The sequence below is a fragment of the Pseudomonas sp. FG86 genome (assembly GCF_057808775.1).
This window is the reverse complement of sequence record NZ_JBMDIS010000032.1, coordinates 54,074-67,203: the sequence shown is the minus strand read 5'-3', so window position 1 is coordinate 67,203 and position 13,130 is coordinate 54,074. Positions and strand designations below refer to the sequence as shown.

General features: G+C 62.2%; 14 protein-coding genes. 1 reads left to right on the top strand and 13 read right to left on the bottom strand.

Annotated elements, in window-relative coordinates; all coding sequences use genetic code 11:
* Positions 1-28: 28 nt before the first annotated feature.
* The 6 genes from ACODSV_RS20280 to ribBA form a co-directional block, all read right to left on the bottom strand.
* Entirely contained in the window at positions 29-1,204 is a 1,176-nt protein-coding gene (locus ACODSV_RS20280) for an integrase core domain-containing protein (protein ID WP_150295833.1), read from the bottom strand.
* A gap of 357 nt (positions 1,205-1,561) precedes the next feature.
* On the bottom strand, positions 1,562-2,716 hold the full coding sequence (locus ACODSV_RS20275; protein WP_024074694.1) for an ABC transporter ATP-binding protein: 1,155 nt from the start codon (positions 2,714-2,716) through the stop codon (positions 1,562-1,564).
* Between the two features lie 17 nt (positions 2,717-2,733).
* Positions 2,734-3,543: an ABC transporter permease gene (locus tag ACODSV_RS20270; RefSeq protein WP_150055832.1), complete on the bottom strand. Its 810-nt coding sequence runs from the start codon at positions 3,541-3,543 to the stop codon at positions 2,734-2,736.
* Positions 3,544-3,549: 6 nt separating this feature from the next.
* On the bottom strand, positions 3,550-4,467 hold the full coding sequence (locus ACODSV_RS20265; protein ID WP_190301005.1) for an ABC transporter permease: 918 nt from the start codon (positions 4,465-4,467) through the stop codon (positions 3,550-3,552).
* Entirely contained in the window at positions 4,464-5,489 is a 1,026-nt protein-coding gene (locus tag ACODSV_RS20260; protein WP_024074696.1) for an ABC transporter substrate-binding protein, read from the bottom strand. Before ACODSV_RS20260 ends, ACODSV_RS20265 begins: the two co-directional genes overlap by 4 nt.
* A gap of 225 nt (positions 5,490-5,714) precedes the next feature.
* Positions 5,715-6,824 (bottom strand): bifunctional 3,4-dihydroxy-2-butanone-4-phosphate synthase/GTP cyclohydrolase II, encoded by a 1,110-nt coding sequence (ribBA, locus tag ACODSV_RS20255; RefSeq protein WP_069075692.1) that lies wholly within the window; start codon positions 6,822-6,824, stop codon positions 5,715-5,717.
* A gap of 70 nt (positions 6,825-6,894) precedes the next feature.
* Between ribBA and ACODSV_RS20250 the strand changes: the two genes are divergently transcribed.
* On the top strand, positions 6,895-7,188 hold the full coding sequence (locus ACODSV_RS20250; protein WP_150056577.1) for a DUF1330 domain-containing protein: 294 nt from the start codon (positions 6,895-6,897) through the stop codon (positions 7,186-7,188).
* A gap of 483 nt (positions 7,189-7,671) precedes the next feature.
* On the opposite strand, the gene ACODSV_RS20245 is transcribed toward ACODSV_RS20250, so the two are convergent.
* From ACODSV_RS20245 to ACODSV_RS20215, 7 genes are all read right to left on the bottom strand, one after another.
* Entirely contained in the window at positions 7,672-8,235 is a 564-nt protein-coding gene (locus ACODSV_RS20245; protein ID WP_024074699.1) for an NUDIX hydrolase, read from the bottom strand.
* A 2-nt stretch (positions 8,236-8,237) separates the two neighbouring features.
* A complete protein-coding gene (locus ACODSV_RS20240) occupies positions 8,238-8,990 on the bottom strand; it encodes a GntR family transcriptional regulator (protein WP_024074700.1) in 753 nt (250 codons plus the stop codon).
* A 77-nt stretch (positions 8,991-9,067) separates the two neighbouring features.
* Positions 9,068-9,457, bottom strand: a complete 390-nt coding sequence (locus ACODSV_RS20235; protein ID WP_024074701.1) for a carboxymuconolactone decarboxylase family protein — start codon at positions 9,455-9,457, stop codon at positions 9,068-9,070.
* A gap of 13 nt (positions 9,458-9,470) precedes the next feature.
* Positions 9,471-9,956, bottom strand: a complete 486-nt coding sequence (locus tag ACODSV_RS20230; protein ID WP_024074702.1) for a flavin reductase family protein — start codon at positions 9,954-9,956, stop codon at positions 9,471-9,473.
* Between the two features lie 12 nt (positions 9,957-9,968).
* Positions 9,969-11,450 carry an aldehyde dehydrogenase gene (locus ACODSV_RS20225; protein ID WP_024074703.1) on the bottom strand — a complete coding sequence of 494 codons (1,482 nt, stop codon included), beginning with the start codon at positions 11,448-11,450 and terminating at the stop codon, positions 9,969-9,971.
* Positions 11,447-12,280: an alpha/beta fold hydrolase gene (locus ACODSV_RS20220; protein WP_150054298.1), complete on the bottom strand. Its 834-nt coding sequence runs from the start codon at positions 12,278-12,280 to the stop codon at positions 11,447-11,449. Before ACODSV_RS20220 ends, ACODSV_RS20225 begins: the two co-directional genes overlap by 4 nt.
* Positions 12,281-12,323: 43 nt before the next feature.
* Positions 12,324-12,914, bottom strand: a complete 591-nt coding sequence (locus tag ACODSV_RS20215) for an amino acid synthesis family protein (RefSeq protein WP_150054297.1) — start codon at positions 12,912-12,914, stop codon at positions 12,324-12,326.
* Between the last annotated feature and the right edge of the window lie 216 nt (positions 12,915-13,130).

The window sequence follows — 13,130 nt, the reverse complement described above, 5'->3', positions numbered from 1 at the left end:
CAACCACATGGGTTACAAAAAAGTGCATTCACATAGGTGACACTTTGATTGAAACATAGCCGTTCTTTGCATCCCTGGCATTGACGTGACCTAGGATCACCGGACCGAAGATCACATTCCATACCCCGTCCTTGATCAGGTCCATTCCAATGTTCTGATGCCTGAGCAGGTGACCCACGTAAATGCGCAGGCCACCTCGATTGATGATTCCACTACAGTCAGCCAGGTAACACTCAATATGGCTGGCATACCCCATTTCCGGCAGCTTCTCTGGGTAGGCCCGGATTGACGGCACGTAGCAGGAAGCAGGTGTTTTCTGCCCGAGCGCTTCATGCCCTCGCTCATAATTGTAGTGCTGCATAAATCGATCAAAGTGTTTTTGCTGAGCCTCCCAAGCAATTGCCGGCGGTTGGGGAAAGGTGCTTTTCAATGTCCGGTGCATGCGTTCATGACGTCCATTTTGGTCTGGCCGACCGGGCTCAATTCGCTCAGGAATAATCCCAAGGCGTAACCACCAGATTGACAATTGCGATAGCCCTGCACGCCCTGTACTCGCAAACGGCACGCCGTTATCAGTGCGGATGCGCTCAGGCATTCCATACTCACGAAAAACGCGCTCGAAGGTTTGCTGGGTCTCCTTGAGATTGGTATTAGCCATGCTCTCGCAGGCAAGCAGGAAGCGACTGGCATGATCCATGATCGTCAGCGGATAGCACCAAACGCCCGCTCCGGTAAGAAATTGGCCCTTGTAATCAGCGCTGAAGAGCTGATTAGGCGTTTCTGCCTTACGCAAAGGCTTGGGATAGACCGCGACACGCTGACGCGACGATCGAGGCGTGATCAAGTCAGCGGCCTTAAGGATGTTGTAAATCGTCGTTTTCGACGGTGGGTCCTGCCCCGGAAAACGTTTCATCAGATCGTTCTGGATCTTTTTAGGACCTGGAATCGTTTCGCCAACCGAACGAAGCTCAATAATTGCCTGCCTCACAACCAGCGGCACCACATAAGTTTGGTTGTGCCGTCGGCGACTACGTTCGTCGAGCCCACTGGGTCCCTCCAGTTCATAGCGCTCGACCCATTTGTAGCCAGTCTTTCGGCTGATCTGGTAGTCCTGGCACAGCCGGCTAAAGCTGTGCTTTTCAGATAGATACTCAGCGATGAACATCACTTTGAGGTCCATAGGTTTCAGCTCTCTCCAGGGCATGGTCAGATCCTCACGAAATCGACCCTGCCAGTTAAAAACTGTTACCTATGTGTGAACTGATTTGTAACCCATGTGGGTGAGTCATACCGGCAAGAGCCTTTTGGTTACTTTTGGGCTCTTTCCAAAAGTGACCCGCTGTAAGAGCGGAACCATAAGCGGCCGTTACCGCAGCAACGGATATGTACTCGGTCAAACCCAACGACATGGTCGGCCCAAAGGCCGCCACGGAAGCAAGCTCCCTCGCCACAGACCACTGGAAATTGTGTAGATACCCATGCCCCGATGAGGGAGTGTCAGTGAATGCATCTTTGGCTGACCCACTGCCATCGGAGGCAAGCCCCCTCCCACAAGGGTGACTCAGTGCGCGCCGGCGGCCTTGTTCAGGTCGCTTTCAGCCCATTCGGTATACACACACGCATCCGCCGTGGCCCAGCGCACGCGCACCGGGTCGCCGGCCTTGAGGGGCATGCCCGCGGCGGACAGCGCCTTGACCGTCATCGACGTGCCGCCGAGGGTTTTCACCGTGCAGGTCTGGCTTTCGCCGAGGAACAGCACTTCACCGACGATGGCCGACACTTCATTCCAACCGGCGGCCAAGGGCTGTGCGGTGGCCTGTTCGACGCTCAGCGCCAGGGCTTTTTCCGGGCGCACCATCAGCAGTACCTCCTGCTCGGTGTGCAGCCCGCTGGTCAGGCGGATCGACAGGGATTGGCCTTCGAACGACGCCGCCGCATTGCCCTGGGCCTTGAGCTTGAGGAAGTTGGAGTTGCCCAGAAACGACGCGACAAAGGCGTTCGGCGGGTTCTGATAGAGGTCGAAGCCGCTGCCCAGGCCGACGATCTTGCCGTGGCTGAAAATCGCGATGCGCTGGGACAGGCGCATGGCTTCTTCCTGGTCGTGGGTCACGTAGACGATGGTGATGCCCAGGCGCCGGTGCAGTTGGCGCAGTTCGTCCTGCAGGTCTTCACGCAGCTTCTTGTCGAGGGCGCCGAGGGGTTCGTCCATCAGCAGGATGCGTGGCTCGTACACCAGCGCGCGTGCGATGGCGACCCGTTGCTGCTGGCCGCCGGACAGTTGCGAAGGGCGGCGATGCGCAAATTGCTCAAGCTGCACCAGCTTGAGCATGGCGTCGACGCGCTTCTCGCGTTCGGCACTGGCCAGTTTGCGAATCGCCAGGGGGAAGGCGATGTTGTCGCGTACCGATAGGTGCGGGAACAGCGAGTAACGCTGGAACACCATGCCGATGTCGCGCTTGTGCGGTGGTACGTTGACCAGCGATTGGCCGCTCACCAGGATCTCGCCGCTGCTCGGTGTTTCAAAACCGGCGAGCATCGACAGCGTGGTGCTTTTGCCCGAGCCGCTGGAGCCGAGGAAGGTGAGGAATTCGCCGTCCTTGATATCCAGCGAAATGTTGTCGACGGCGGCAAATTCGCCGTAGTGCTTGTTCAGGTTGCGCAGGCTGACCAGGGGTTGGCCATGGCTTCGCGCGACATCGTTGATCACTGCACTCATGTTCTTCTCCTCGGCGCTCAGGCGCGGGTTTCGGTACGCCGGCGAACGGCGGCGGCAATCACCATGACCAGTACCGAGAGGCCGATCAGCAGCGTCGAAGCGACGGCGATCACAGGCGTCAGGTCCTGGCGCAGGGTGGTCCACATTTTCACGGGAAGGGTTTGAAGGGTCGGGCTGGCCATCATCACGCTGAGCACCACCTCGTCCCACGAGACCAGAAAGGCAAACAGCGCACCGGCCACCATTCCTGGGCGAATCGCCGGAAAGGTCACCTTGAACACCGCCTGCAAACGCGAGGCGCCGCAGATCACCGCCGCGTCTTCGATCGACTGGTCGAACAGCTTCAGCGAGTTGATGATCGAGATGATCGTGAACGGCAGCGCGACGATCACATGGCTGACCACAAAGGCGAACATCGTGCCGGTGTAGCCGAGCTTGAGGAACAGCGCGTACACCGCCACGGCGATGATCACCAGCGGCACGATCATCGGCAGCGTGAACAGGCCGTAGAGCAGCTCACGGCCGGGGAAACGCCCGCGCACCAGGGCAAACGCGGTGGGCAGGCCCAGGGCGACGGCGAACACGGTGGTCAGCACCGCCACCTTGAGGCTGGCCATCGCGGCATTCATCCAGTCGGCGTTGGAGAAGAACTGGCCATACCATTTCAGCGTCCAGCCCGGTGGCGGGAACACCAGCCATTGCGACGAGCCGAACGAGAGCAGCACGATGAACACGATCGGCAGCAGCAGGAACAGGCCGATCAAGCCGGTGGTGGTGTAGAGGCCCAAGCGCATCTTGCGGCTCATGGCATTGGGAGTCAGGAGCATGACGGCTTACCTCGCGTTGCTGGCGCCAACCGGGGATTCCGGCTGAAGCTTCAGGTAGAAGTAGAACAGCACCAGGGTGATGAAGATCAGCAACGCGGCGCCGGCACTGGCCAGGCCCCAATTGAGGAACGATTGCACCTGCTGGATGATGAACTCGGGCAGCATCATGTTCTGCGCACCGCCGAGCAGCGCCGGGGTGACGTAGTAACCGAGGGACATCACGAACACCATCAGGCCGCCGGAAAACAACCCCGGCCGGCACAGCGGCAGGAACACCCGGAAGAAGTTGGTCCACGGGCTCGCGCCGCAGATCGAGCCGGCCTGCAGGATCATCGGGTCGATGGCCTGCATGGTCGCCTGCAACGGCAGCACGATGAATGGGATCATGATGTAGCTCATGCCGATCACCACGCCGGTGAGGTTGTGCACCATCTCCAGCGGCTGATCGATGATGCCCATCGCCATCAGCGCCTTGTTGATCACCCCGGAGGCTTGCAGCAAGACCAGCCAGGAATAGGTGCGGGCGAGCAGGCTGGTCCACATCGACAGCAGCACGATGTTCAGGATCCAGCGCCCCCAGCCGCGCGGCACCAGGGTAATCGCCCAGGCCAGCGGGAAGCCCAGCAGCAGGCTGAACAGGGTCACCAGGCCCGCCACCGAAAAGGTGTTGAACAGCACCCTTGCATAGGCCGAGTTGGCAAACAGTTGTTCATAGTTGCCCAGGCCCGGCACCGGCTCCAGCACGCCACGCAGCAGCAGGCCGATCAGCGGCGCCAGGAAGAACAGGCCGAGGAACAGCAGGGCCGGGATCAGGTTGCTCGACCCCCGCCAGCGCTGCGCCAGGGACGGCGTACCGGCCTTGGAGGAAACCGCGCCGGCAGCGCCGAGGGCGCTCCCGGTCGGTGTGGTTGCCGTCATTTTCATTTGACTAGCCATTCATTCCACCGTGTCGCAATAGCCGGACCGTTCTTGGCCCAGTAGGCGAAATCGAGGGTGATCTGATCCTTGACGTAGGCGGTCGGCAGGTTCGGCGCCAGCACCGAGTCGAGGCGCTGCACACTGTCGATGTTCACTGGAGCATAGGCGGTCAGGTTGGAAAAGTCGGCCTGGCCTTTGGCGCTGCTGGCACTGGCCAGGAACTTCATCGCGGCGGCTTTGTTCTTCGTGCCTTTAGGCACGACGAGGATGTCGGCCATCACCAGGTTCTGCTTCCAGCTCACGCCCACTGGCGCGCCGTCTTCCTGCAGGGCGTGGATGCGACCGTTCCAGAACTGGCCCATGCTGACTTCGCCGGAGGCCAGCAGCTGCTGAGACTGTGCACCGCCGCCCCACCAGACGATGTCTTTCTTGATGGTGTCGAGTTTCTTGAAGGCGCGGTCCAGGTCCAGCGGGTAGAGCTTGTCGGCCGGTACGCCGTCGGCGAGCAGGGCCAGTTCGAGCACGCCAGGGCTCGGCCATTTGTAGAGGGCGCGTTTGCCGGGGTAGGTCTTGGTGTCGAACAGCGCGGTCCAGTCCTGGGGCTTGCTGGCGCCGAGCTTGCCTTCGTTGTAGCCGAGCACGAAGGAGAAGAAGAACGAGCCCACGCCATGGTCGGAGACGAAGCGCGGGTCGATCTTGTCGCGCTGGATCACCGAGAAATCCAGGGGTTCGAGCAGACCTTCGGCGGCGGCGCGCAAGGCGAAGTCGGCCTCGACATCCACCACGTCCCACTGCACGTTGCCGCTTTCGACCATGGCCTTGAGTTTGCCGTAGTCGGTGGGCCCATCCTGGACCACGGTAATGCCGCTGGCCTTGCTGAACGGGTCGGCCCAGGCCTGCTTCTGCGCATCCTGGGTGCTACCGCCCCAGCTCACGAAATTGATGCTTTCGGCCGCCAGGGCCGCGTGGGTGGCCGTCGCCAGTAAACCGGCAAACAGCACCGCGGTTGTACGTTTGTTCAACACCATGTTCACGCCCTCATTTGTTTTGTTATTGAGCGGGCTGGTAATGCCCGCCTATCGGGAGCAGTAGGTCAATCAGGGCCTCAGTCGGGGCCCCAAAAGGCGACCGTGCCAAGGGCTGTTATTGGTGCTATCCCTGGCGGGCGCACTTGGCGAAAGCGTTCGGTCTATGGAATATCATATTATGGTATTCCAAACTTTGTGCAAGCATTTTGCCTTACCGGTTATCCGTCATTCGGTGAAGGGAATGCTCTCGACCACCTCCAGGTCGTAGCCGGTCAGCCCGGCGTATTTGAGGGGCGGGCCGAGGTGACGCAGCTTGCCGACGCCGAGGTCCTGCAAGATCTGCGCCCCGGTACCCACTTCCGAATAGATGCGCGACTGCGAACGGTTGAACTGGCGTGGCGCCTGGGTCAGTTGTGGCACACGCTCCAGCAGCGCCTGGGACGACTCATGGTTGGCCAGCACCACCACCACGCCGCAGCCTTCGGCGGCGACGCGTTGCAACGCGGCCCACAGGGTCCAGTTGGACGGGCCGCTGTAGTCGGCGCCGACCAGGTCGCGCAGCGGGTCGATCACATGCACGCGCACCAGCGCAGGGGTATCGCGGCGCAACTGGCCCATGACCATTGCCATGTGCACGCCGCCGTCGATGCGGTCTTCGAAGGTGATCAGGCGGAACGTGCCATGCACCGTGGGCAAATCCCGTTCGCCAATGCGCACCACGGTACGCTCGGTGCTGAGGCGGTAGTGGATCAGGTCGGCGATGGTGCCGATCTTGATCCCATGTTTGCGCGCGAAAATTTCCAGGTCGGGGCGGCGCGCCATGGTGCCGTCGTCGTTCATCACTTCAACGATCACCGAGGCCGGTGTGTGCCCGGCCAGGCGCGCCAGGTCGCAGCCGGCTTCGGTGTGGCCGGCGCGGGTCAATACGCCGCCGTCCTTGGCGCGCAACGGGAAGATATGCCCCGGTTGCACGATGTCGGCTGGCCCGGCATTGACGTCAACGGCCGCCGCCACGGTGCGCGCGCGGTCGGCGGCAGAGATGCCGGTGGTCACGCCGCTGGCGGCTTCGATGGACACGGTAAACGCCGTACTGAACACGCTGCCATTGCTCGGCACCATCTGCTCGAGGCCCAGGCGCTGGCAATGTTCGTCGGTCAGGGTCAGGCAAATCAGGCCACGGGCTTCGCGAGCCATGAAACTGATAGTCTCGGCGGTGCAGCAGGCAGCGGGCAGCAACAGGTCGCCTTCGTTTTCCCGGTCTTCGTCGTCCACCAGGAGCACCATCTTGCCCTGGCGATAGTCTTCGATGATGTCTGCGATGCTGTTGAAGGGCATGTCAGTGTGCTCGTTTTGTTGGTTGTATGTATTATGGTATACCACAAAAACGCAACAAGAGGATGTCACGATGAAGGCTTACTGGATTGCCCATGTGGATGTGTCCGACGCAGAGCAGTACACGCAGTACACCCAACGCGCACCGGCAGCGTTTGCCAAGTTTGGCGGGCGGTTCCTGGCCAGGGGCGGGCGCAGCGAGGCGATGGAAGGCGGGCCGGCACGGCAGCGCAATGTGGTGATCGAGTTCGATAGCTACGAGCAGGCGGTGGCGTGCTACGAGTCTGCTGACTATCAGGAGGCGAAGGGGTACCGTGAAGGGGCGGGGGTGGCGCAGATCGTCATCGTGGAAGGGCTGGCGCCTTAGGTCATCAGGCCAAACATAGGACCAAATGTGGGAGGGGGCTTGCCCCCGATGGCGGTGTGTCAGCCAACCTCTCTGCCAACCGTGCCGCCGCCTTCGAAGCCTCGCTAAAGCTCGACATCTCCCACAGGGGATTGGTGTATCCATGCGATCTACCGCCGGGCTGCTTTCTACCTGCCAACAGCGATCCAGTGTGGGAGGGGGCTTGCCCCCGATGGCGGTGTGTCAGCCAACATCTCTGCCAACAGTACCGCCGCCTTCGAAGCCTCGCTAAAGCTCGACATCTCCCACAGGGGATTGGTGGTATCCATGCGATCTACCGCCGGGCTGCTTTCTACCTGCCAACAGCGGTCCAGTGTGGGAGGGGGCTTGCCCCCGATGGCGGTGGGTCAGTCACCTTATTCAGCGGCTGACACACTGCTATCGGGGGCAAGTCGAATCGTCGCACCGCCCCTCCCACATTTGGTCCGGTGTTTGGCTGTGAGATCAGCGGATAAAGTGGATCTTGCCGCTGTCGTCATTGCCGATGTAGATGCCATACACCCCGGCCTGGCGTTCCTCGATATACCGTTCGAGGATCTGCCGGATCGCCGGGTAGTAGATGCTGTCCCAGGGAATGTCCTCGGGCGCGAAGAACCGGTAGTCGAGGGTTTCCGGGCCGAACTGGCCGGTGATTTCCAGCGCGATGGCGCGGAAGATGATGTACACCTCGCTGATCGTCGGCACGCTGAAGATCGAGTAGGGCGAGACGATTTCCGCGCGCACGCCGCTTTCTTCCCAGACTTCGCGCAACGCGGCTTGTTCAGTGGTCTCGCCGCCTTCCATGAAGCCGGCCGGTAGGGTCCAGGTGCCGGGACGGGGCGGGATTGCCCGTTGGCACAGCAGGTATTTGCCGTCCTGCTCGATGATGCAGCCGGCGATGATCTTGGGGTTGATGTAGTGGATATAGCCGCAGCCCCGGCACATCAGGCGCTCATGCGTATCGCCCGGTGGCAACTGGCGACCGAGGTCACTGCCGCCGCATTTCGGGCAATAGCTTGGGCTGAACATGGTCAGTGGCCTATGCGCGGTTCTTTGAGCGCGATGGGCAGGGTGATCTCTGGAATCTTGCCGGTCTCTTCCTGCTTGCGCTTGAGGTAATCCAGGGCCACGGCAGCGGCTGCGCGCACGTGATCGACACAGGCTTGGTGCGCCGCGAGCGGGTCGCCGCTCTTGATTGCCTGGACCATGCGTTCCATTTCCTGGTTACTGGCGCCGCGGCGGTTTTCCTGGGACACCGAGGTGGCGCGCAGGTAGCTGATACGCGCCTGCAACTGGCGCAGTTGCGTGGCCGCCACGTGGTTGCCGGAGCCTTCGAGCAAGACGTCGTAGAAGCCTTGCACCGAGTCGATCACCTGTTGCAGTTCGCCGTCCTTGAGGGCCTTGCGGTTCTCCTCCAGGGCTTTTTCCAGGGCCTTGATGTCCTTGGCCTTGGCGCGCAGGGTGAACAACTGCACGATCAAGCCTTCGAGCACGCAGCGCAGTTCATAGATGTCGACCGCGTCGGCCAGGGTGATGATCGCGACCTGCGGGCCTTTGGCATCGGCAAACTCCACCAGGCCCTCGGACTCCAGGTGACGCAGGGCTTCGCGCACCGACGTGCGGCTGACGCCCAGGCGATCACACAGGTCGCGTTCTACCAGGCGGTCGCCCGGCAGGAGCTGGAAGTTCATGATGGCGCTGCGCAGTTTCTCCAGCACGATTTCGCGCAGGGTGACCGGGTTGTGATTGACCTTGAAGCTGTCGTCGAGTGGCAGGCGTTTCATGGGGTCTGCTCTGAAGGTGGCTGTCCCTGCAAAACGAGCACCGGCAGCGGTGCTCGATCGATCAAAACAGCCAAGGGTTAACGGGTGGCCTCTGCATCGGCTTCGGCGAAGGCTTCCCGGGCCAGCCGGAAGCTGTCCACGGCGGCGGGAACCCCGCAATAAATGCCGACCTGAAGCAGAATTTCGCGTATTTGTTCACGACTCAGCCCGTTACGCAAGGCGCCACGTACATGCAGCTTGAGCTCGTGAGGTCGATTGAGGGCCGAAATCATTGCCAAGTTTATCATGCTGCGTTCTTTAAGCGACAAACCCTCACGGCCCCACACATGGCCCCAGCAGTACTCGGTGACCATCTCCTGCAAGGGCCGGGTGAAATCGTCGGCATTCTCGAGGGAGCGCTGCACATAGGCTTCGCCCAGCACCTGGGTGCGGATTTTCAGGCCCTGCTCATATTTGTCGTTGCTCATCGTACTGTGCTCCTCAGGCCAGGGTGGGCAGCGGGCCCAGCTTGCCTTTGTGGTAGATCATCGGCGTGACCGGTTGCGCGGGCAGGATCAGGTTCTTCACTGCGCCGACGATGATCGCGTGATCACCGCCATCGTATTCGCGCCACAACTCACACTCGATGATCGCCGTGGCCTTGGCCAGCAACGGGTTGCCCAGGTCGCTGAGGTGCCACTCGATGCCCTTGGCCTTTTCCTTGCCCTTGCTGGCGAAGGCATAGGCTTCGGCGGTTTGGTCGGCCGACAGCAAGTGAATCGCAAAGCGCTTGCTGTCGCGCAGCACCGGGTAGGTGTCCGAGGCGTAGTTGGGGCAGAACAGCACCAGGGCCGGGTCGATCGACAGCGCACTGAACGCGCTGGCGGTAATGCCCACGATGCCGCCGTCCGGGTCCAGGGTGGTGACCACCGTGACGCCGGAGGGGAACGAGCTCATGACGTCTTTGTAAATGCCGGGTTCGATCATGGTCGGGGTCTCTTAACGCATCACAAAAGGATCAGGCATGGGCGCCTGGGAGAGGTTGATCCACACCGTCTTCAGCTCGGTGTAGGCCAGCACCGAATCGATGCCGCTTTCGCGTCCGTAGCCGCTGTTCTTGAAGCCGCCGATGGGCGCCATGGCCGAGACGGCGCGGTAGGTGTTGACCCAGATGATCCCCGAGCGCACGTCCCGGGCCAGGCGGTGGGCGCGGCCCAGGTCGCGGGTCCAGATGCCGGCGGCGAGGCCGAACTGCGAGTCGTTGGCGATCGCCAGGGCTTCGGCTTCGTCCTTGAAGCGGATCACCGAGGCCACCGGGCCGAAGACTTCTTCCTGCATGATCTTCATCGAGTTGCGGTCGCACTCGAACAGGGTCGGCTCGTAGAACCAGCCGGCCCCCAGGTTCTGCGGGCGCTTGCCGCCGGTGCGCAGGCGCGCGCCTTCGGCGATGGCGTCGGCCACCAGGCCCTCGACCACGGCCAGTTGCTGCGCAGTAGCCATGGGGCCCATCTCGCTGGCATCTTCCTGGGGGTTGCCGATGCGAATGCGCTGGGCGCGCTCCACCAGGCGCTCGACGAATTCGTCGTAGATCTCGTCCTGTACCAGCAGGCGCGAACCGGAGACGCAGCTCTGCCCGGAGGCGGCGTAGATCCCGGCAATCGCGCCGTTGATGGCGCTGTCGAGGTCGGCGTCGGCAAAGATGATATTCGGTGATTTACCGCCCAGCTCCAGCGATAACTTGGCGAAGTTCTCGGCACTGCTGCGCACCACATGGCGCGCCGTGGCTGCACCGCCGGTAAAGGCGATCTTGCGCACCAGCGGATGGCGGGTGAGGGCGGCCCCGGTGCTTGGGCCGTAGCCGGTCACCACGTTGACCACGCCCGGCGGAATCCCGGCTTCAAGGGCCAGGCGCGCGAGTTCGAGGATGGTCGCCGAGGCATGTTCCGACGGCTTGATCACGATGGTGTTGCCCGCCGCCAGGGCCGGCGCCAGCTTGATCGCCGTGAGGTACAGCGGGCTGTTCCAGGGAATGATCGCGGCGACCACGCCCATGGGTTCATGCACGGTGTAGGCAAACAGGTCGGGCTTGTCCAGGGGCAGGGTGCCGCCTTCGAGTTTGTCGGCCAGGCCTGCGGTGTAATGGAAGAACTCCGGCAGGTAACTGACCTGGCCACGGGTCTCGCGGATCAGCTTGCCGTTGTCGCGGCTTTCCAGCTGCGCCAGGCGTTCCTTGTTGTCGGCGATCAGGTCACCCAGGCGGCGCAGCAGTTTGCCCCGCGCGGTGGCGGTGAGGCCGCGCCAGGCCGGGCTGTCGAAGGCCTGTTGCGCAGCCTGCACCGCGCGTTCCACGTCGGCTTCATCGGCATCGGGCAACTGTGCCCAAGGTTCGGCCAGGGCCGGGTTGAGGCTGTCAAAGGTCTTGCCGGACAAGGCATCGACCCATTCTGCGCCGATGCACATCTGGAAGCGTTCAAGCGTCATGCCACGATCCCCTTTATCGGGTGTTGTTGGGAGTGCGCCGTCTGGAGGAAGTCCAGCAGCAGCTGGTTGACCAGGCGCGGCGATTCAACCGGCATCATATGCCGTTGCTCGGGCAATACCGCCACGGTTGCGCCGGGAATACGCTCCGCCAGTTGGCGGGCCATCTGCGGTGTCGAGCCGGGGTCCAGCTCGCCGGTGGCCACCAGGGTCGGCACCTGGATGCTGCCCAGGTCGTCGGCGCGGTACATGTCCTGGGTCGCGAACAGCTCGTAGGTGGTCAGGTAGCCCTGGGGGTCGTTACCGGCCAGGGTCTGGCGCAACGCGGCGATCTGCGCCGGGTTGGCCGCCTGGTATTCACGGCTGAACCAGCGCGAGAGGGCCGCTTCGGCATTGGCATCCGGCCCATGCTCGGCGGCCTGGGCGGTGCGCGCAATCACCCCGGCGCGCTGTTCGGGGCTGCGGTTGAACACGCTGTTGAGCACCACCAGGCTGTTGAGGCGTTCCGGGTAGTGCAGGGCAAAGGCGCGCGCCACCAGGCCGCCCATGGAGAAACCGATCACCGTCGCCAGGGGCAATTGCAGGTGATCGAGCAGCTCCAGCAGTTGGTCGGCATAACCGAGCAGCGGTGTGCCGCTGTCCGGGCGCGGGCTGGCGCCATGGCCGAGCATGTCATAGGTGATCACGCGGTAATTGGTGGCCAGGCCAACCACCTGGCCGCCCCACATCTCTTTATTCAGGCCCACGCCGTGGATCAAAACCACAGGCTGGCCTTGGCCGGTCGCCAGGTAACTGGTGCCAGCCGGGGTACGTTCAGCGGTGAGCCGAATCATGGAGCGCTCCTGCATGCCTTTTTGTTGGAGTGACGGTCTTGGCTTACTGGGCTTTTTCCGCCGCCAGCTCTTCGAGGTCGATGTAACGGTTGCCGATGCGCGGGTGCAGGCGGCCACCGTCTGCGCAGCCCAGCACCACCACGATTTCATCGGCGCGCGGCGCGTCTTCGATCTGCATTTCCAGGGTGATGTAGTGCGAGCGCAGGCCTTCGTCGTCCTTGTGCATCATCGGGATCTGGATCGACGTGCCCGGGCCGCCGCGCTTGTTGGTGAAGCTCAGGTAGCTCTTGGCCTTGACCGCTTCGCGATAGTGGTTGCCGAAGCGCAGGGTATGGATGATCGCCGACGCGTGTTCGATCTCGCCGTCAGCCCCGACCACGGCGGCCTTGCCATAGGCTTCGATCTTCTGCGCGCCACCGATGATGCCCACCAGGCGCTCTACCATCAGTGCACCGAGGTCCGAGCAGTTGGCACGGATCTCCGGTTTCAGGTCTTCGACAAACCCGCGACCCAGCCAGGGGTTTTTCAACACGACCGCCAGGCCAACCATGGTGACGGGAGTGTCAGAGGCCTTGCCGCCTTCAATAAAGGTTTCTTCTACGTAGCTGACGATCTTGCGGATTTCGAAACTCATGAGCTGCTCCGTCGGGTGTGAGTGGGTCCGTGTATGATGGTATACCATAATACCTTAAGTGCAAGAGCCAGCGATGGGCCGTCGATAAATACCGCGACAAAAGGTCAGGTGGTACACCTTTTCAGGGGGGGGGCGAGGCGTGTGCTCGGGACGCCTGGCTCAGCAGGGCGAGGGAGCGCCAATGAGCGCGGACCGCCCAGCGATGATCACTGGGCT

Coding starts and splice junctions, on each gene's coding strand:
- ACODSV_RS20270 (WP_150055832.1), bottom strand. CDS start 3,543: ATGCTCCTGACTCCCAATGCCATGAGCCGCAAGATGCGCTTGGGCCTC.
- ACODSV_RS20250 (WP_150056577.1), top strand. CDS start 6,895: ATGAAGGCTTACTGGATTGCCCATGTGGATGTGTCCGACGCAGAGCAG.
- ACODSV_RS20235 (WP_024074701.1), bottom strand. CDS start 9,457: ATGAGCAACGACAAATATGAGCAGGGCCTGAAAATCCGCACCCAGGTG.
- ACODSV_RS20215 (WP_150054297.1), bottom strand. CDS start 12,914: ATGAGTTTCGAAATCCGCAAGATCGTCAGCTACGTAGAAGAAACCTTT.
- ACODSV_RS20275 (WP_024074694.1), bottom strand. CDS start 2,716: ATGAGTGCAGTGATCAACGATGTCGCGCGAAGCCATGGCCAACCCCTG.
- ACODSV_RS20220 (WP_150054298.1), bottom strand. CDS start 12,280: ATGATTCGGCTCACCGCTGAACGTACCCCGGCTGGCACCAGTTACCTG.
- ACODSV_RS20245 (WP_024074699.1), bottom strand. CDS start 8,235: ATGTTCAGCCCAAGCTATTGCCCGAAATGCGGCGGCAGTGACCTCGGT.
- ACODSV_RS20265 (WP_190301005.1), bottom strand. CDS start 4,467: ATGAAAATGACGGCAACCACACCGACCGGGAGCGCCCTCGGCGCTGCC.
- ACODSV_RS20280 (WP_150295833.1), bottom strand. CDS start 1,204: ATGCCCTGGAGAGAGCTGAAACCTATGGACCTCAAAGTGATGTTCATC.
- ribBA (WP_069075692.1), bottom strand. CDS start 6,824: ATGCCCTTCAACAGCATCGCAGACATCATCGAAGACTATCGCCAGGGC.
- ACODSV_RS20240 (WP_024074700.1), bottom strand. CDS start 8,990: ATGAAACGCCTGCCACTCGACGACAGCTTCAAGGTCAATCACAACCCG.
- ACODSV_RS20225 (WP_024074703.1), bottom strand. CDS start 11,450: ATGACGCTTGAACGCTTCCAGATGTGCATCGGCGCAGAATGGGTCGAT.
- ACODSV_RS20260 (WP_024074696.1), bottom strand. CDS start 5,489: ATGGTGTTGAACAAACGTACAACCGCGGTGCTGTTTGCCGGTTTACTG.
- ACODSV_RS20230 (WP_024074702.1), bottom strand. CDS start 9,956: ATGATCGAACCCGGCATTTACAAAGACGTCATGAGCTCGTTCCCCTCC.